The 16,662-nt window shown below is 70.6% G+C and carries 21 protein-coding genes and 1 tRNA gene; 15 read left to right on the top strand and 7 right to left on the bottom strand.

Annotation, left to right across the window (positions count from 1 at the left end; translation table 11 throughout):
- Positions 1-2: 2 nt before the first annotated feature.
- The 5 genes from AB5J73_RS09985 to AB5J73_RS09965 all read left to right on the top strand — a co-directional run bounded on the left by AB5J73_RS09985 (position 3) and on the right by AB5J73_RS09965 (position 4,915).
- Complete coding sequence (locus AB5J73_RS09985) at positions 3-1,187, top strand: extracellular solute-binding protein (protein ID WP_370969409.1); 1,185 nt, start codon at positions 3-5, stop codon at positions 1,185-1,187.
- Positions 1,184-2,233, top strand: coding sequence for an ABC transporter ATP-binding protein (locus AB5J73_RS09980; RefSeq protein ID WP_370969408.1), 1,050 nt, complete (start codon positions 1,184-1,186; stop codon positions 2,231-2,233). The genes AB5J73_RS09985 and AB5J73_RS09980 overlap by 4 nt, the downstream gene beginning before the upstream one ends.
- On the top strand, positions 2,230-3,123 hold the full coding sequence (locus AB5J73_RS09975; protein ID WP_370969407.1) for an ABC transporter permease: 894 nt from the start codon (positions 2,230-2,232) through the stop codon (positions 3,121-3,123). The genes AB5J73_RS09980 and AB5J73_RS09975 overlap by 4 nt, the downstream gene beginning before the upstream one ends.
- The gene (locus tag AB5J73_RS09970; protein ID WP_370969406.1) at positions 3,120-3,947 is read left to right on the top strand and encodes an ABC transporter permease; all 828 of its coding nucleotides are present in this window, start codon (positions 3,120-3,122) and stop codon (positions 3,945-3,947) included. The genes AB5J73_RS09975 and AB5J73_RS09970 overlap by 4 nt, the downstream gene beginning before the upstream one ends.
- A 122-nt stretch (positions 3,948-4,069) precedes the next feature.
- Complete coding sequence (locus AB5J73_RS09965; protein WP_370969405.1) at positions 4,070-4,915, top strand: MerR family transcriptional regulator; 846 nt, start codon at positions 4,070-4,072, stop codon at positions 4,913-4,915.
- Here AB5J73_RS09965 and thrS read toward each other — a convergent pair.
- On the bottom strand, positions 4,842-6,068 hold the full coding sequence (gene thrS / locus AB5J73_RS09960; RefSeq protein WP_370969404.1) for a threonine--tRNA ligase: 1,227 nt from the start codon (positions 6,066-6,068) through the stop codon (positions 4,842-4,844). The two genes, AB5J73_RS09965 and thrS, sit on opposite strands and share 74 nt — an antisense overlap.
- A gap of 312 nt (positions 6,069-6,380) precedes the next feature.
- Between thrS and AB5J73_RS09955 the strand changes: the two genes are divergently transcribed.
- Complete coding sequence (locus tag AB5J73_RS09955; protein ID WP_370969403.1) at positions 6,381-6,992, top strand: DUF3558 domain-containing protein; 612 nt, start codon at positions 6,381-6,383, stop codon at positions 6,990-6,992.
- Here the strand turns inward: AB5J73_RS09955 and AB5J73_RS09950 are convergent.
- Both AB5J73_RS09950 and AB5J73_RS09945 read right to left on the bottom strand, forming a co-directional pair.
- Positions 6,989-7,453 (bottom strand): heme-degrading domain-containing protein, encoded by a 465-nt coding sequence (locus tag AB5J73_RS09950; protein WP_370969402.1) that lies wholly within the window; start codon positions 7,451-7,453, stop codon positions 6,989-6,991. The genes AB5J73_RS09955 and AB5J73_RS09950 overlap by 4 nt on opposite strands.
- Positions 7,454-7,479: 26 nt before the next feature.
- Complete coding sequence (locus AB5J73_RS09945; RefSeq protein WP_370969401.1) at positions 7,480-7,857, bottom strand: VOC family protein; 378 nt, start codon at positions 7,855-7,857, stop codon at positions 7,480-7,482.
- Between the two features lie 67 nt (positions 7,858-7,924).
- On the opposite strand from AB5J73_RS09945, the gene AB5J73_RS09940 reads away from it, so the two are divergent.
- Entirely contained in the window at positions 7,925-9,871 is a 1,947-nt protein-coding gene (locus tag AB5J73_RS09940) for a phosphocholine-specific phospholipase C (protein WP_370969400.1), read from the top strand.
- On the opposite strand, the gene AB5J73_RS09935 is transcribed toward AB5J73_RS09940, so the two are convergent.
- Positions 9,868-11,097, bottom strand: coding sequence for a M20 family metallopeptidase (locus AB5J73_RS09935; RefSeq protein ID WP_370969399.1), 1,230 nt, complete (start codon positions 11,095-11,097; stop codon positions 9,868-9,870). The genes AB5J73_RS09940 and AB5J73_RS09935 overlap by 4 nt on opposite strands.
- A gap of 77 nt (positions 11,098-11,174) precedes the next feature.
- Here AB5J73_RS09935 and AB5J73_RS09930 point away from each other — a divergent pair, with 77 nt between their 5' ends.
- The 4 genes from AB5J73_RS09930 (at position 11,175) to AB5J73_RS09915 (ending at position 12,467) form a co-directional block, all read left to right on the top strand.
- On the top strand, positions 11,175-11,657 hold the full coding sequence (locus tag AB5J73_RS09930) for a tRNA adenosine deaminase-associated protein (RefSeq protein ID WP_370969398.1): 483 nt from the start codon (positions 11,175-11,177) through the stop codon (positions 11,655-11,657).
- Positions 11,658-11,680: 23 nt separating this feature from the next.
- Complete coding sequence (locus AB5J73_RS09925; protein WP_370969397.1) at positions 11,681-12,109, top strand: nucleoside deaminase; 429 nt, start codon at positions 11,681-11,683, stop codon at positions 12,107-12,109.
- A 22-nt stretch (positions 12,110-12,131) separates the two neighbouring features.
- Positions 12,132-12,347, top strand: coding sequence for a CsbD family protein (locus tag AB5J73_RS09920; protein WP_370969396.1), 216 nt, complete (start codon positions 12,132-12,134; stop codon positions 12,345-12,347).
- Between the two features lie 33 nt (positions 12,348-12,380).
- A tRNA-Ser gene (locus AB5J73_RS09915) sits at positions 12,381-12,467 on the top strand.
- A 52-nt stretch (positions 12,468-12,519) separates the two neighbouring features.
- Here the strand turns inward: AB5J73_RS09915 and AB5J73_RS09910 are convergent.
- Entirely contained in the window at positions 12,520-12,960 is a 441-nt protein-coding gene (locus tag AB5J73_RS09910) for a hypothetical protein (RefSeq protein WP_370969395.1), read from the bottom strand.
- Between the two features lie 383 nt (positions 12,961-13,343).
- Between AB5J73_RS09910 and AB5J73_RS09905 the strand changes: the two genes are divergently transcribed.
- Together AB5J73_RS09905 and AB5J73_RS09900 are read left to right on the top strand one after the other, a co-directional pair.
- On the top strand, positions 13,344-13,511 hold the full coding sequence (locus AB5J73_RS09905; RefSeq protein ID WP_370969394.1) for a hypothetical protein: 168 nt from the start codon (positions 13,344-13,346) through the stop codon (positions 13,509-13,511).
- A gap of 64 nt (positions 13,512-13,575) precedes the next feature.
- Positions 13,576-14,352: an SDR family oxidoreductase gene (locus AB5J73_RS09900; protein WP_370969393.1), complete on the top strand. Its 777-nt coding sequence runs from the start codon at positions 13,576-13,578 to the stop codon at positions 14,350-14,352.
- On the opposite strand, the gene AB5J73_RS09895 is transcribed toward AB5J73_RS09900, so the two are convergent.
- Entirely contained in the window at positions 14,345-14,923 is a 579-nt protein-coding gene (locus AB5J73_RS09895) for a hypothetical protein (RefSeq protein ID WP_370969392.1), read from the bottom strand. The genes AB5J73_RS09900 and AB5J73_RS09895 overlap by 8 nt on opposite strands.
- On the bottom strand, positions 14,920-15,252 hold the full coding sequence (locus tag AB5J73_RS09890; RefSeq protein WP_370969391.1) for a hypothetical protein: 333 nt from the start codon (positions 15,250-15,252) through the stop codon (positions 14,920-14,922). Before AB5J73_RS09890 ends, AB5J73_RS09895 begins: the two co-directional genes overlap by 4 nt.
- 314 nt (positions 15,253-15,566) lie before the next feature.
- Here AB5J73_RS09890 and AB5J73_RS09885 point away from each other — a divergent pair, with 314 nt between their 5' ends.
- Both AB5J73_RS09885 and AB5J73_RS09880 read left to right on the top strand, forming a co-directional pair.
- A complete protein-coding gene (locus AB5J73_RS09885) occupies positions 15,567-15,689 on the top strand; it encodes a hypothetical protein (RefSeq protein WP_370969390.1) in 123 nt (40 codons plus the stop codon).
- Positions 15,690-15,736: 47 nt separating this feature from the next.
- Positions 15,737-16,654 carry a TauD/TfdA dioxygenase family protein gene (locus AB5J73_RS09880; RefSeq protein ID WP_370969389.1) on the top strand — a complete coding sequence of 306 codons (918 nt, stop codon included), beginning with the start codon at positions 15,737-15,739 and terminating at the stop codon, positions 16,652-16,654.
- The last annotated feature ends 8 nt before the right edge of the window (positions 16,655-16,662 follow it).

The raw sequence follows: 16,662 nt of genomic DNA, 5'->3' as shown, positions 1-16,662 counted from the left end.
CGGTGAGCCTCGCCGCCGGTCTGACGGCCTGTGGCGCGCCCGGCGGCGACGGCGGCGGCCAGGCAGCGGATCCCCAGGCCGTGCCGGACAAACCGAGCAAGCCGGTCGAGCTGAACATCCTCGACGTCGCGGGGAACCTGCAGCTCACCAAGCAGATGATCGAGAACTTCAAGGCCGCCCACCCCGAAGTCCTCGCGAAGGTCACGTACTCGACCGCCCCCGCGCCGAGCATGGCGGGCAAGCTGAAGGCCGAACAGGACGGCGGCGTCGCCCAGACGCACCTGGTGCTCAGCGGCACCGACGGCCTCTCCGCCGGCATCGCCAACGGCACCCTGGCCAAGGTCCTCCCGGACTTCGCCGGCCGGTTCCCGAACCTGATGCAGAACTACCTCGAGCCGGCGGCCAAGATGCAGGAGCTGGCCAACGGCTACGGCGTCGAGGTCGTCTACTACCCCTCCGGCCCGCTCCTGGAGTTCAACCCCGGCGCGGTGCCCGCCGCCCCGGCGTCCCCGCAGCAGCTGCTCGACTGGGCCAAGGCGCACCCCGAGAAGTTCCAGTACGCGCAGCCGGCCAACTCCGGCCCGGGCCGGACGTTCCTGATGGGCCTGCCGTACCTGCTCGGCGACCAGAACCCGAAGGACCCGGACAAGGGCTGGGACAAGACCTGGGCGTACCTGCAGGAGCTGGGCAAGTACGTGAAGTACTACCCGTCGGGCACGACCGAGACGATGAAGAACCTCGCCTCGGGCGCGGTGGACATGATCACGTCGACCACCGGCTGGGACATCAACCCGCGCAAGCTCGGCACCGTGCCGAACACGGTCAAGACCGCGATCATGCAGCCGATGCACTGGGTCACCGACGCCCAGTACGCCCTGATGCCGAAGGGCCTCTCGCCCGACCAGGAGTCGGCGATCCTGCAGCTGATCGCGTGGATGCTCAAGCCGGACCAGCAGGCGATCGCCTACGACGACGGCTACTTCTACCCCGGCCCGGCCGTCAAGGACGTCACCCTGCAGATGGCGCCGCAGAAGAGCCAGGACACGATCAAGCAGTTCGGGCGCCCCGAGTACGAGCAGTGGATCGCGCAGTACCCGAAGGAGACGTCGCTGCCCGCCGAACAGCAGGTCAAGGCGTTCGACAAGTGGAACCAGCTGGTCGGCGGCTCGAAGGTCGGCAAGAAGTGACGTTCGAGCAGCTGCGCCTCGACGGGGTCTCCCGCAGCTTCGGCACCACGGCCGCCCTGCGCGAACTCGACCTGGCCATCGCACGCGGCGAGTTCGTGGCCCTGCTCGGCCCGTCCGGCTGCGGCAAGTCGACCGCGCTCAACTGCCTGGCCGGCCTGCTCCCGCTGACGGGCGGCAGCATCTGGCTCGACGACGCCCGCATCGACGGCCGCCCACCGGAGCAGCGCGGGTTCGGGATGGTGTTCCAGAACTACGCGCTGTTCCCGCACCTGTCCGTCCGCGCCAACGTCGGCTTCGGCCTCAAGATGCGCAAGGTCGCCCGCGCCGAAGCCCGCCGTCGGGTCGACGACGCCCTCCGCCTCGTCCAGCTCACCGAGCACGCGGCGAAGTTCCCGGCGCAGCTCTCCGGCGGCCAGCAACAGCGCGTCGCCATCGCCCGCGCCGTCGTGCTGGAGCCACCGGTGGTCCTGATGGACGAACCGCTGTCCAACCTGGACGCCAAGCTCCGCCTCGAGATGCGGATGGAGATCCGCCGCCTCCACCAGACGCTCGGGCTCACCACCGTCTACGTCACCCACGACCAGGAGGAGGCCCTGTCGCTGGCCGACCGCCTGGTGGTGCTCCGCGAGGGCGCGGTCCAGCAGGTCGGCATCCCCGAGGAGGTCTACGCGCAGCCGGTGAACAGCTACGTCGCCTCCTTCATGGGCTACCGCAACCTCCTGGACGTGACGGTCACCGGCGCCGTCGGCCCCTCGGTCACCGTCGAGGGCGACGGCGTCCGCCTGACCGGCGCGAACCGCGGTTCGCTCACGGAAGGCCCCGCGAAGGTCGCGATCCGCCCCGAGGACTTCGTCGTCGGCGACGGCGCGGAGAACGCCCTCGACGTCACGATCGAGATCGTCGAGTACCACGGCCGCGAGCTGTCCGTCTCCGCCCGGCTGCCGACCGGGCTGCCGGTCTACTTCCGGACGGACAAGCGCCTGGCCCCCGGCGACACCGCGAAGATCGGCGTCCCGGCCGAGCGCGTCCTGGTGTTCGCGCCGTGACCGCCGTGACGACGGCCCGCCCGGCCCTCCGGCACCGCCTGGCCGAACGCGGCATCGACCGCACCCTGCTCCTGCTGGTTCCCGGCCTGCTCGTGATCGCTTGCCTGTTCCTGTACCCCTTCCTCTACGGCCTGCAGTTGTCCTTCGCCCCACGCCGGGGCGGCGTCTTCGCGAACTACGCCCGGTTCTTCGGCGACCCCTACCTGCGCGACACCGTCTGGACGACGCTGGGCATCGCGCTGCCCGCGACGTTCATCAACGTCCTCGCCAGCATCCCCATCGCGTACGTGCTGCGCGGCCGCGTCCGCGGCAAGCGCCTCCTGACGGCGATCCTGGTCGTGCCGATCACGCTCGGCACGGTGCTCACCGCGCAGGGCCTGATCATGTACGGCGGCCCGGCGGGCTGGCTGAACAAGGTGCTTACGGTCCTGGGCATCACCGACCAGCCGCTGCCGCTGATCCACAACTACACCGGCGTGCTGCTGTCGCTGGTGATCACCGGCTTCCCGTTCTCCTTCCTGCTGACGTTGTCCTACCTTTCGGGCATCGACCCCTCCCTGGAGAAGGCGGCCGCCACGCTGGGCGCGAACGGCGTCCAGCGCTTCCGGCGGATCACGCTGCCCCTGCTGGCCCCCGGCCTGGCGATCACCTTCTGCTTGTCGTTCGTCATGGCGTTCTCGGTGTTCCCCTCGGCGCAGCTGGTCGGCGACCCGGCGAACGAGACCCGCGTCATCTCGATCGCGGCCTACCACGCCGCGTTCGAGGAGTACGACTACTCGATGGGCTCGGCCGTCGCGATGCTCATGGCGGTGGTCATGCTGATCGTGATCGGCCTGGTCATGGCGTGGCGCGCCACGCTCTACCGCGGAGCGACCGGAGGCAAGGGATGACCGGTTGGGTCGCGCGTCCCGGACGTTGGGTCGTCTGGGCTGTCGTCGCGTTCTTCTTCGTCAACCTCGCCGGCGTGGTGCTCTCGGTGGTCGTCGACTCGTTCGGCACGCAGTGGTTCGGCACCTGGCTCCCGGACGGCTTCACCACTCATTGGTACGCCGACGCGTGGCGCGAGTTCGGCCTCTCGGACGTCCTCCTGACGACGGCGGTCGTCGCGCTCGTGGTGATCGCCGTGTCGGTGGCAGTCGGTGTCCCGGCCGCTTACGCGCTGGCCCGCCGCTCCTTCCCCGGCAAGCGCCTGGTGATGCTGCTGTTCGTGCTGCCGATCCTCATCCCGCCGATCACCTACGGCATCCCGCTGGCCACGGTGCTGTACAAGGTCCACCTCGCCGGCACGACCACCGGCGTCATCCTGGCGAACCTGGTGCCGTCGGTGCCGTTCGTCGTGCTGACCATGACGCCGTTCATCGAGCAGATCGACCCGAAGATCGAAGCCGCGGCGCGCATGTCCGGCGCGCGGACGGCGTCGGTGTTCACCCGCATCCTGGGCCCGCTGCTGCTGCCGGGCATCCTGGCCGCGTCGATCCTCGTGCTGGTGCGCACGGTCGGGATGTTCGAGCTGACGTTCCTCACCGCCGGCCCGGACTCGACGACCCTCGTGGTGGCGCTGTACAACTCCGTGTTCGCCGCGGGAATTCGCGCGAACCAGTCCGTGGACGCGATGGCGACCATCTACACGGCTTCCATGCTCCTGCTCCTCCTCGTCGCGTTGCGGTTCGTGAACCCGACCCAGCTGGTCACCCGGATTCGGGAAGAGACCTGAGGGCCGGCGGTGCTCGTTGGCTCATGTGATCCACGTTACCGCGAATCGTCGAACAGGTGATCGACACGATGGGGTGAATCAGGGCTTGCGGCTCCCCCGAGGGGAGCTGCCAGGCTGGCGGCATGCGGTATTCGATCGGCGAGCTGGCCCGGCGGACGGGACTGACGATCAAGGCCGTCCGGTTCTATTCGGATCGCGGTCTCGTGCCACCGTCCGGGCGCAACGCCGCAGGTCAGCGCCGGTACGACGACGCCGCCCTCGACCGGCTCGACCTCGTCCGCACCCTGCGCGAACTCGGCCTCGACCTCGCCACGATCGGCCGGATCACCGACGGCGAAGTCGCGATCGCCGACATCGCGGCACGGCACGCGGAGGCGCTGGAAGCGGAGATCCGCGTGCTGCGGCTGCGCCAAGCGGTGCTGACGGCGATCGCCGGCCGCGGCTCGACCACGGAGGAGACGAAACTCGTGCACGAACTGGCCCGACTGTCCGAAGTGGAACGACGGCACCTGGTCGGCGAGTTCCTGGCCGAAGCGCTGGGTGACCGTCCCGGCCTGGCCGGGATCGCGCGAACGCTGACCCCGGAACTGCCGGCGGACCCGAGCCCCGAGCAGCTCGAGGCGTGGATCGCGCTGGCCGAGCTGACGCGCGACGCGGAGTTCCGCGCCGCCCTGCGCCGGCTCGCCGACCGGCACGAAACCGGTCTCCGCCGCGACCTGGCCGCCGAGGTGCGCGCCGCCGTCACGCCGGCGCTCGAAGCGGGAATCGCTCCGGACGCGCCGGAAGCGGCGTCGATCGTCGACGGCCTGGGCCGCGACCCCCGCGAACTGCGGGAGTGGCTCGAGACCGTCAACAACCCACGCCGTGAGCGCTACCTGGAACTGCTCGCGGTGATCAACGGCTGGGCGCGGCCGGAAAGCCTGACCCCGGTCCTCGACTGGCTGACGGCGGCGAGCTCTCGGCCCTGAGCCAGGCGAGCGCCTCTTCGGCCGGTCGCGCGTCGAGCCGGCTGCCGTCCCGCAACCGCAGCGAAAGCCGCCCCGCGGCGACCTCCTCCGGTCCGAGCACGGCCTGGAACGGCACCAGCCGCCCGTCCCGGATCCGGGCGCCGAGGCTGCCTTCGGCCGCGATTTCGGCCCGCAGGTCGCCGCAGCGATCGAGGACTTCGCGCGCGTACGGCACTTCGGCCTCGGAAAGCGGGAGCAACCGCAGCTGCACCGGCGCGAGCCAGGCCGGGAACGCGCCGCCGTGCACTTCGATCAGCTGCGCCACCGCGCGTTCGACGCTGCCGATGATGCTGCGGTGCACCATGACCGGCCGGTGTTTCGCCGCGTCCGCACCGACGTATTCGAGGTCGAACCGCGCGGGCTGGTGAAAATCGACCTGAACGGTGGACAGGGTCGATTCGCGACCGGCATTGTCGGCGATCTGGACGTCGATCTTGGGCCCGTAGAAAGCCGCTTCCCCTTCGACGGCGTCGTACGGGAGCCCGCTCCGATCGAGCACGGAACGCAGGATTTCCGCGGCGCGATCCCAATTCCCGGCCACGTACTTGCCGCCGGCACCGGGCAGGGAAAGCCGGTAGCGCGCCGCGCTGATGCCGAGCGCGTCGTAGGCCTGCCGGATCAGCGCCAGTGCCGCGACCGCCTCGGCTTCGACCTGGTCGAGACGGCAGAAGACGTGCGCGTCGTTGAGCTGGATGGCGCGCACCCGGCCCAGCCCGCCGAGGACCCCGGACAGCTCGCTGCGGTACATCCCGCCGAGTTCGGCGATCCGCAGCGGCAGTTCGCGGTGGCTGCGGCCGCGTGACCGGTAGATCAGCGCGTGGTGCGGGCACAGGCTGGGCCGCAGCACGAGCTGCTCGCCGCCGACGTCCATGGGCGGGTACATGTCGTCGCGGTAGTGCGCCCAGTGCCCGGAAATCTCGTACAGCTCGCGTTTGCCGAGCACGGGCGAATGGACGTGCCGGTACCCCGCGCGCCGTTCGAGGCCGCGGACGTATTCCTCCAGGCTGTGCCGGATCTCGGCGCCGTCGGGCAGCCAGTAGGGCAGGCCCGCGCCGATCAGCGGGTCGGAACCGAACAGGCCGAGTTCGCGGCCGAGCTTGCGGTGGTCGTGCATTGTGGACTCCTCGGGAACGGCGAGGCGGTGCACCACAAGACGAAGCCCGGGGCGACCGCCCCGGGCTGGAATGCGTGGTTCAGCGCGCCGGGACACTCTCCGGCGTCGTCGTCAATGCGCGCTTCACGGGATTGACGGTAGCAAGGGGATGTGATTTCGGCCGGTTCTTTTTCGGGGCGTGGTGGCTTGTCGGGGGTCCGCAGCATCGTGCTGGACGGGCACGTTCCGTCATCGCGACGGGACCTGGAGTAGGGGGTCGGGGATGAACGACGCCGTGATGCGGTCATGGTCGGCTTGGCCGGAGTGAGCACGATGCGAACGCGTTCGTCTCCATTGGTCCTCGCCGCGATCCTCGCCGGGGCACTGCTCACCGCCTGCGGGCCCTCCAGGCTGAAAACGACTCTTCTCGAACCGCCGTTGCCACCGCAGACCGGTCCGGCCTTGCCGTTGACGCCGGTGCGGCAGCCGGTCGACCTGGCGAAGTTCGACGCTGATCCCTGCTCGCTGCTCACCAAGGAGCAGGTGGCTGCCGTCGTCGCCGATCCGCCGGACATCGTGACGCCGCGCAGGTCGTTCACCGCCGTGGCCGCGGGCTGCGTCTGGACCAGCGGGAAGTCGCCAGCCGTCTCCGCGCTGAAGTCGCTCACGGAACCCAAGACGCTCGAGGCCCTCAAGGACTCGTCGCGACGCGAGTCCGGAGCGCTCGATCCATGGAGCGGGGTGTCGATCTCCGGGTTGCCGGCCGCGATCTTCCACGAGATGCCGGGGCCGGACAACTGCGACGTCGCCATCGGCGTCACCGACTCGGACATGCTGATCTTCAGCTACCACGGCAACGGAGCACCCTCGGTCTACTGGGACAAGGACCGCTGCGGTGGCGTCCTGAAGACCGCCGAGTTCGTGCTCGGCAACCTGCGGGGCTAACCCAGGAACAGCTCCAGCTGCTCGACGACGAACGCGTGGTCCTCGGCCTGCGGGAGCCCCGACACCCCGACCGTCCCGACCGGGCCGACGCCGCGGACCAGCACCGGGAACACCCCGCCGTGGGCGGCGTACTGGTCCGGGTCCAGGCGGCTGTCCTCCTCGAACGAGCCGCCGTTGGCGCGGAACCGGGTGCCGACCAGGAAGGAGCTGTGGCCGTAGCGGTCCACCACCCGGCTCTTGCGGTCGATCCAGGCGTCGTTGTCGGCCGACGTGCCCGGCAGGGCCGCGTGGAAGAGGCGCTGGCCGTTGCGGCGGACCGAGACCGTCACCGGCAGTCCGCGGTCGCGCGCGGCCGTGAGCAGCTGCTGGCCGAGGGCGAGCGCCGTCTCGTTGTCGAACTTCGTGAACTGGAGGCGTTCCTCCTGCTCGGCGAGCTGGGCGAGGGCGTCGGGTTCGGTCATGCCGCCTATTAAATCAACACTGTTGTTTAATTGCCAGTGAACTCCGTCAGCGACAGCACGTTGCCGTCCGGATCGCGGAACCACGCGATCCGCCCGCCGGGCGTGCTCCAGATTTTGTCGGTGTCCTGTGGCAGCGTGTCGAACGTGAGGAACTCGACACCGCGGCCACGCAGCTCGGTGACGGCCGCCCGGATGTCGGCGACCGCCCAGCCGAGCACCGTGAACGGCTGCGGCGTGAACTCGGCCACGGCGGTGACGCGCACCATCGTCCGGCCACTCCGGAACACGACAGCGAAGGGGGTTTGCTCGATGAACTCGAGCCCGGCGACATCCGTGTAGAAGGCGCGCGAGCGCTCGAGGTCGCTCGACGGTGCGAAGGCGACCAATTCCGCTGAGTTGAGCATGGCTTCACCTCTCTCGGCGGGAAAGGTACTCCGGTCAGGCCGCTGACCTGGGGACGAGGAGGTGGACATGAGCCGGATCCGGCGGCGCACGGTGCTGGGCGGCGCGGCCGCGGTCACCGTGGCCGGCGCGCTGTCCGCCGCCTGCGCCCCCGCGTCGCGGAAGGGCACGATCGACGACGTCCGCCACGTCGTGGTGCTGATGCAGGAGAACCGGTCGTTCGACCACTACTACGGCACCATGGCGGGCGTACGCGGCTTCGGTGACCGCGCGGCGCTTCGCGACGTCTTCCGCCAGCGCGGCGCCGGCGACCCGGTGCTGCCGTTCCGGATCGACACGTCCGTTGTGGACGGTCAGGACCTCGGCGAGCTGCCGCACGACTGGAACAGCACGCACCGCGCGTGGAACGACGGCGCGTACGACGGCTGGATCGCGGCGAAGAGCCCCATGACGATGGGGTACTTCACCCGCGACGACATCCCGTTCCAGCACGCACTGGCGAGCGCGTTCACCCTGTGCGACAACTACTTCTGCTCGCTCCAGGGCCCGACGCACCCGAACCGGCTGTTCCACTGGACCGGCACGATCGACCCGGACGGCGTCGCCGGCGGGCCCGCGACGCGCAACGCACCCGACTACGAGCCCTCGTTCCGCTGGCCGACCTACCCCGAACGGCTGGAGTCGGCGGGAGTCTCGTGGCGGATCTACGCGAACGACGAAGAGCGCGGCGTCCCCGAGCACTTCGTCGGCGACTACGGCGACAACCCGTTGTGGCTGTTCCAGAACTACCACGACGCGCTGTACTCGATGGACCCCGTGAAGCGGCGGCTGGCCGAGCGCGCGAACCTGCGCAAGAAGCTCAAGCCCGACTCGGGTCGCGGGAAGGACGTCGACCACGTGCTGGCCGAGTTCCTCGCCGACTGCGCGGCCGGCACGCTGCCCGCGGTGTCCTGGGTCGTGGCGCCGTACGGCTATTGCGAGCACCCCGCCGCCCGGCCGGTCGACGGCGCCGCCTACATCCAGCGGATGTTGAAGGCGTTGTGGGACAAGCCGTCGCTCTGGGAATCCACCGTCGTCTTCATCAACTACGACGAAAACGACGGCTTCTTCGACCACGTCGTCCCGCCGGCGCCGCCGCCCGGCACGCCCGGCGAGTACCTGCCGGGAAACCGGCCGGAGAAGGGCGAGCCGTCCGGGGCGCCCGCGCCGATCGGGCTGGGGCCGCGGGTGCCGATGACCGTCGTCTCGCCGTGGAGCCGCGGCGGCTGGGTGAACTCGCAGGTCTTCGACCACACGTCGGTGCTGCGCTTCCTCGAGACGTGGACCGGGGTGCGCGAGCCGAACATCTCGGCGTGGCGCCGCGCCATCTGCGGCGACCTGACCAGCTGCTTCGACTTCCGCACGCACGACACGACGATCCCGCTGCTGCCGGACGCCGACGCGTTGCGCGCCGAAGCCGACCGGACGCAGTCGAAGCTGCCGAAGCCCCGGGTCCGGCCGGGCGCGCTCGTGCAGGAGCCCGGCACGGCCAAGGCGCGCCCGCTGCCGTACCAGCCGGTCGCCTGGGCGGAGGTCGAGCCCAGTGCGCTGAAGCTGCACCTGGCCAACCACGGGACGCAGGCGCTGCAGCTGGCCGCGTACGCCTACCACGTCGGCGGGCCGCCGCAGCGCTTCGACGTCCCGCCGAACGGGGAGGTCACCGGCCGGATCCCGCACGCCGGGTCGTACGACGTCGCGATCCACGGCCCGAACGGCTTCGTCGTCGAAGCCTCGGGCGGCCCCGGTCTCGACGCCGCCGTCACCTTCGTGAGCACGCCCGCGCTGCGGGTCACGGTGACCAACAGCGGGCCGTCCCCGGTCACGCTGAACGACGTCGTGGTCCCGCCGGGTGGCTCGCGCGACTTCCCCGTGCCGACGCGGAACGGCTGGTACGACGTCGCTTTCGAGGTCCCGGGGTGGCGCCGCCGCTTCGCCGGCCACCTGGAAGACGGCCGCCCGTCGCGGACCGGGCCTTAGCGGAGGGAGTCCAGCGCGAAAGCAGCGAGCATCGCGACGCCGCTCGGCATTGCGTCCTCGTCGAAGATGACGCGGTTGGAGTGGTTCGCCGCCGCCTCGGCCGGGTCGACGCCGGGCGGACACGCGCCGAGGAACGCGTAGGCGCCGGGAACGCGTTGCAGGACGTAGGAAAAGTCCTCGGCGCCCATCAGGGGGTCGGCGAGCAGCTCGACGTTCTCCGGCCCCAGCACGGTCGCGCCGAGGCGCAGCACCTCGGCCGCGACCCGGTCGTCGTTGACGGTCACCGGGTAGCCGGGCTCGACGTCGGCGACCACGCGGCAGCCGTACGCCGCGCCGACCTGCTCGCACACCTTGGGCAGCTCGGCGCGGACCAGCGCGCGCGTCTGCTCGGACAGCGTGCGGATGGTGCCTTCGAGCTCGGCGGTCTCCGGGATGATGTTGGACGTCGTGCCGGCCTGGATCCGGGTCACCGAGAGCACCGCGGGGTCGAACACGCTGACCCGGCGCGTGATCATCGTGTGCAGCGCGCCGACCATCGCCGCGGCCGCCGGCACCGGGTCGATCGTGTGCTGCGGCGCGGAGCCGTGGCCGCCCTTGCCGGTGACGCGCACGGTGAACGAGTCCGCCGACGCCATCAGCGGACCGGGCCGCAGCTGCAGCAGCCCGCTGGGCGCGTTGGCGAGGATGTGCACGCCGAATGCGCGCTCGGCCCGCGTCCCGGCGGCGTCCAGCACGCCTTCGTGGATCATGAACCGGGCGCCGTGGTGCCCCTCTTCGCCGGGCTGGAACATGAAGACGACCGAGCCGGCCAGCTGATCCTTGCGCCCGGCGAGCAGCCGGGCCGCGGACGCCAGCATCGCGACGTGCGTGTCGTGCCCGCACGCGTGCATCGACTCCTCGTCCTCCGACGCGAAGTCGAGCCCGGTCTCCTCGGTCAGCGGCAGCGCGTCCATGTCGCCGCGCAGCAGTACGGCCGGACCGGGCCGGGCGCCGCGCAGGACGGCCGTCAGCGACGTCGTGGCCTTGCCCTCGGTGATCTCCAGCGGCAGGTCGGCGAGCGCGTCCCGGATCGCCGCCTGGGTGTGCGGCAGGTGCAGGCCCTGCTCCGGCCGGCGGTGGACGGCGCGGCGGAGCGCGACCGTGCGATCTTGCAGCGCCCGCGCGTCGTCGAGGAGGCCGGCGAACGGCGTGCCGGGCAGGGTGGGCAGGTCAGTGGGGCCGGTCATGGTCCCGATAGTGCCCCATGCGGCGCTTCGGGCGCACCGTGCGTGCGTTCGGTCGGGCAGCGGAATACGGTGTGCGCATGGCGGTGGAAGAGCCGGTCACGGGGTTCGCGGTGGCCGTGGTCCGGGAAGACGGTCGGTGGCGGTGCAGCGCGCTCGACCCGGGTGCCCTGACCGAACTGGACGCGGCGATCACTGAACTGGGCAAACTACGTTCCACCGGTGCGGCCTTCGGGCTGTTGGCGGTCGATGACGAGTTCTTCGTGATCGTCCGGCCGAGCCCGCGTGGGCCGTCGTTGCTGCTTTCGGACGCGGCGGCGGCGTTGGACTACGACATCGCGGCGGACGTCCTCGACGTCCTGCGCGTCGATCCACCGGACGAGGAGGACGACTCCGTCTGGCCGGAGGGTGACCTGGGGCTCCTGGCGGACCTCGGGCTGCCCGGGCCGGAGCTGGAGGTCATCGTCGGCGAGGTCGACCTGTACCCGGACGAACAGCTGCAGATGGTCGCGCAGCGCTGCGGGTTCGGCAGCGAGTTCGCCAAGCTCCTGGACGAGCTCTGAGACGCCCGTCCGACACCGAGGCCGTGGAGGCGGCGCTGGAAGCCGCGCGCGCTCCCGGCGCGGACGTCCCGATCGGGGCGGTCGTGTTCGCCCCCGACGGGCGCCCCCTGGCGGCGGCCCGCAACGCGCGCACGGAGCTCGGCGACCCGACGGCCCACGCCGAGATCCTCGCGTTGCGCGCGGCGGCCGGCGTGGTCGGCGACGGCTGGCGGCTGGAGGGCTGCACCCTGGCGGTGACGCTGGAGCCGTGCACGATGTGCGCGGGCGCCCTGGTCCTCGCTCGCATCTCACGGCTGGTGTTCGGGGCGTGGGAGCCGAAGACGGGCGCGGTGGGGTCGCTGTGGGACGTCGTGCGTGACCGACGTCTCAACCACCGCCCGGAAGTCCACGGTGGAGTGCTCGTGGACGAGTGCGCCGGGCTGCTCGAGACGTACTTCGCGATGCGTCGCTGACGTTTTTGGGTACTCCCGCAGCATGACGATGAAGCACAAGATCCAGCAGACGGTCGGCGGCGCTCGTCAGAAGTTCGGTTCGGCGACGGGCAACCGCAGGCTCCAGGTGGCGGGCCTGGTCCAGCGCCGCGGAGCCCAGGCCCGCGAGGCGGCCCACGACCTGCGCACGCGCGCCCGGGGCGCACTCCGGGAAGCCCAGGTCAGGTGGCGTGCGGGCGGTGCGGGCGACCCCTCGTGAGCGGGCGCCGGGCCCTCCGGTATTGTTCTCGGCGGTGGCGTGTCCGAGCGGCCGAAGGAGCACGACTCGAAATCGTGTGACGGTTAATCCCGTCCGTGGGTTCAAATCCCACCGCCACCGCTCTCATCCGGACCCCCGGTCAGCCCAGCTGGCCGGGGGTCCGTTGCGTTGGCTACTGAGTCCAGTCGATGGGACGTCCGGCCTCGTCGGCGAGGTCTGCGACCTTTTTCGGCGCGCTGCTCCCGGCGGTGGACACGGTGTAGAGGGCGGGCCCGCCGCTCACCGACGACACGAACGCCACTTCGGTACCGGCCGGGTTCGCGACCACGTCGCTGACCGGCTGCCTGGTTCGTGGCAGCAATGCGGTCTGGACGATCTTCCTGCGATCGGCGCTGATCGTCATCTTGAATATCTGAGTGCGATCGGTGGGCAGGCAGAAGAACGTGTCGGCGGTCATGAACCACTTCGGCCAGCAGGTTTCCGCGCCGTCCGAAAGCTCGGCAGGAGGCGTCGAATTGTCGACCTCCCCCTCGTCGCCGATCCGATAGTTGATCGAGTAGTCGACCTCGGTCGTCCCGTCGAGGGAGTAGATGTCGTACGCACCGGTTGCCAAACCGATCGGAATCTTCCCGTCCGGGGTGAAGTAGAAGATCTCTGCGTGCTGGTCGCTTCCAGTACCTTGCGACGACGCTCGTGAACCAAATCCTTCCGGTGGCGGGGTTGAAGACCGGAACCTTCTGGTTCGGCGGGTCCGCGTAGCCGGAGGCCGGTGGCGTCAGATTGGTGAAGATGTTGCTCACGTCGTTGTCCACGTAGCCGATGTGCACCCCGCCTTCGGGCATGCCGGTGGTGGCGACGGCCATGCGGGTGAAGTCCCGGTTGAACTGCTGGCGAAGCACTTGGCCGGTCGGAACGGAAGCGAGGCAGTTCATGGCGGCGGAATCCCCGGGTGCCAAGGTGAAATGCCGGGTGGCCTGAACGGCGTTCGTGGGGTCGATGCTGGTCAACGTCTCCGACGAGCCGCCGCTGCACGTCGCCAATACGATGCCCGTGAAGTTCGGCTGGGTCACGGAGGTGGCCGAGGGGCTCGAGGTGATCGATGTGGTTTCACCGAGCGTGGTATTCGTCAGGGAATTGTTGCCACAGCCGGCCATGAGCCCGTGACGCTTGACTTGAAGGGAACTTGAAGTGTGACCGTGGTCGGCACCAGCTGATCAAGGAGCACTCCATGAAGGTTCTCGTCACCGGAGCCACCGGCCACTCCGGGCGGCACGTCGTCGCCGGGCTGAAGGGTGTCGACGTCCGGGTTCTCGTTCGCGACCCCGCCAAGGCACCCGGAGGGGTCGACGTCGTCGTGGGCGACGTCAGGGACCCCGCCCAAGCCGCGAACGGCGTCGATGCCGTCTACCTCATCTGGCCCTTCTTCACCGCCGAAGGCATCGAACAAGCCGTGAAACCCTTCGAGGGCAAGAAGATCGTCTACCTCTCCGCCATGTCCGCGGAAGACGGCGGTGTCTGGGGAGACGTCGAGGCCGCCGTCCGGAAGGTCACCGACGACTGGACCTTCCTGCGCGTCACCGGCCTCGCCACCAACACCCTCGGCTGGGCTCAGCAAGCTGCTAGTGGCGTCGTCAGGGGCCCGTACGGGCAAGCCAGACGCTCGCTCGTCCACGAACGCGACGTCGCCGACATGGCCGTCAAGGCGCTCACCGAAGACCACCGCCAGGAGATCCATCTCGTCACCGGCCCGGAAGCGCTCAGCCAGGCCGAGCAGGCCAAGATCATCGGTGAAGCACTGAACACACCTGTCCGGTGGGAAGAACAGCCGGAAGGAGAAGCAAAAGCGGAGCTGGCCCACTACACGGGTGCGGAATTCGCAGCCGGCGCGCTCGCCCACTGGGCGTCACTCGTCGATGACCCGGAGCCCGTCTCGCTGGACGTCGCGAAGGTGACCGGGCATCCCGCGCGGTCCTTCGAAGAGTGGGCGCGCGAACACTTCAGCTGAGCTCGACGGCGGGAGTCGTCAACGGCTCCAGTTCCTCCGCCAGCGAAGACAGCGACGCCACCTTCGCGGAAACCGTTCGCAGCACGGCGGTGCACGCGGTGTTGACGTCGCTGACCACCTCGGCCGAGCGGTCGCCCGTCAGCACCGCGGCCACCGACGCCGAAGCGGCGGACGCGATGGCGCACACCTCCGAGGCCGCCGACTCCGCCAGTTCGTCCAGGCGCGCGGCGATCCGGGCGCCCAACGCGGCCGTTGCGGCGGCCGCTCGGGCGGCTGCGCCGTACTGACCGTCCACTGTGTCCGCCCAGGTGCCGAACGTTTCCGTGCTGCCGCCGGTTTCCGCGCGGTCGACGCCGGTGCGGAACTCCGCCTGCGCCGCGGTCACCACCAGTGATCCCGCGTCGACCGTCGACGCCGAGGTGCGGATCGCGGACGGGGCGCAGTCCAGGTGCCGCAGCGCCGCGACCGGGTCCGGGACGCCGATGCGGCCCGCCGCGGCCCGCAGCGAGGACAGCGCGGACGCCGCCGACGTCAGGGCCGGGTGTTCGAAGACCTCGGCGAGGGCGGTCACGGGGCCACCGCGAGCCGGCCCCGGAAGCCGGTGCTCCGGGTGCTCTCCGCCGCCATGCGGAGCCGGCCCGCCAGGTCGGACGTCGCGTCGCCCAGGACGCGGGCGTCGGCCTCGCGCGCGGCCAGTGCGGCCGCCCAGCGGGCCGCCAGCTCGCGGGCCTGCGGTGAGATGCCGAACGGCGTCGAGTCGACGCGGGCCTCGGCGAACCGGCCCGCGGCCTTGTCGTCGGCGGCCGTCGCCTGGTCGAGCAGGTCGGCCGCCTCGCGGAGCCGGTCCAGCCGCTTCGGGGCGCTCCGGGCGGCGAAAACCCCGGGGCGGAGCTCCGGCACATCACCGTTCTTCCGGGGGTTCCGGGTGGCGGAGCCCCCGGCCCCGGAGCGGAGCTCCGGCACATCACCGTTCTTCCGGGGGTTCCGGGTGGCGGAGCCCCCGGCCCCGGAGCGGAGCTCCGGCACGTCACTGTCGATCCGCGAGCCTCTGCCTTCCGGCATGGGGACCTCCGTCGTCAAGGGCGCTCACCCGATCGTGGAAGATCTTGCCTCATGCGCCCGCGCCGCTCGCATCGCGGTGACCTGCGCCGTTCGGCACGTTCCAACAAGTGGACGTCTTGACCGCAAGGCGGGACGGCGCGGACCATGGGGTCATGCCTGCCACCTCGGAACGCATCCCCGTCCGGTGGCTCGACCGCGCCGTGAAGCGGTCGATCGGAGAGGGCGTCGTGGAGCTCCTGCTGCGCCGCGGCCGCCTGGGCTCGCCCCCTGCCTGACGCGAGCCCGGCGTCCGCACACTCCCGAAAACCCTTGGAGCACAACCATGTCCGTAGACCTGCCTGCCCGGATTCAGCTGCGCGAGGCCGTGACCCCCGCCGGTGGCATCGTCGAAGGCCCGCGCCTGCTGCGGGATCCGCGGGAGGAGTTCGAGCTGTTCACCCTCCGGCCGCTGGGCCGGGTGATCGGCGCCGAGGTCGAGGGCGTCGACCTTCGCGAGCCGCTCACCCCCGAGCTGCGCGAAGAGCTCAACCGCGCGCTGCTCGAGTGGAAGGTGATCTTCTTCCGCGACCAGGACATCACGTCGGCGCAGCAGCGCGCGTTCGCCGCGAACTGGGGCGAGCTGGAGACCAACCCGTTCATCCCGAAGGGCGACGACGACGCCGTCACGCGCTTCGAGCGCACCGCGGCCATGCCCGGCTACGAGAACATCTGGCACGTCGACGTCACCTGGCGGCCGAACCCGGCGCTCGGCTCGGTGCTGCGGCTGATCGAGGTGCCGCCGGTCGGCGGGGACACGATGTGGGCCGACATGGCCGCCGCCTACGACAACCTGCCCGCGGACGTCCGCGCGCGCATCGACGGGCTCACCGCCGTGCACGACTACCTCCCGGGCTTCGACCGGTTCTCCGATCCCGCGCTCCTCGCGCGGTGGCAGGACGAGTTCCCGCCGGTCGAGCACCCGGTGGTCCGGACGCACCCGGAGACCGGGCGGCGCACCCTGTTCGTCAACCAGGCGTTCACCACGCACATCGTCGGCATGGACCGCGCCGAGAGCGACCGGCTCCTGCGGTACCTGTTCCTGCAGGCCCACACGCCGGAGTTCCAGGTCCGGTTCAGCTGGCGGCCCAACTCGGTGGCCTTCTGGGACAACCGCGCGACGCAGCACTACGCGGTCAACGACTACCACCCGCACGTCCGGATCGCGGAGCGCGTCGCCATCGCGGGCGACCGGCCGTTCTGAGCCTTAGC

It is taken from the genome of Amycolatopsis sp. cg9 (assembly GCF_041346945.1).
Lineage (GTDB): Bacteria > Actinomycetota > Actinomycetes > Mycobacteriales > Pseudonocardiaceae > Amycolatopsis.
Note: the sequence above shows the minus strand (reverse complement) of the source record. Positions and strands in the feature narration are given on the sequence as shown.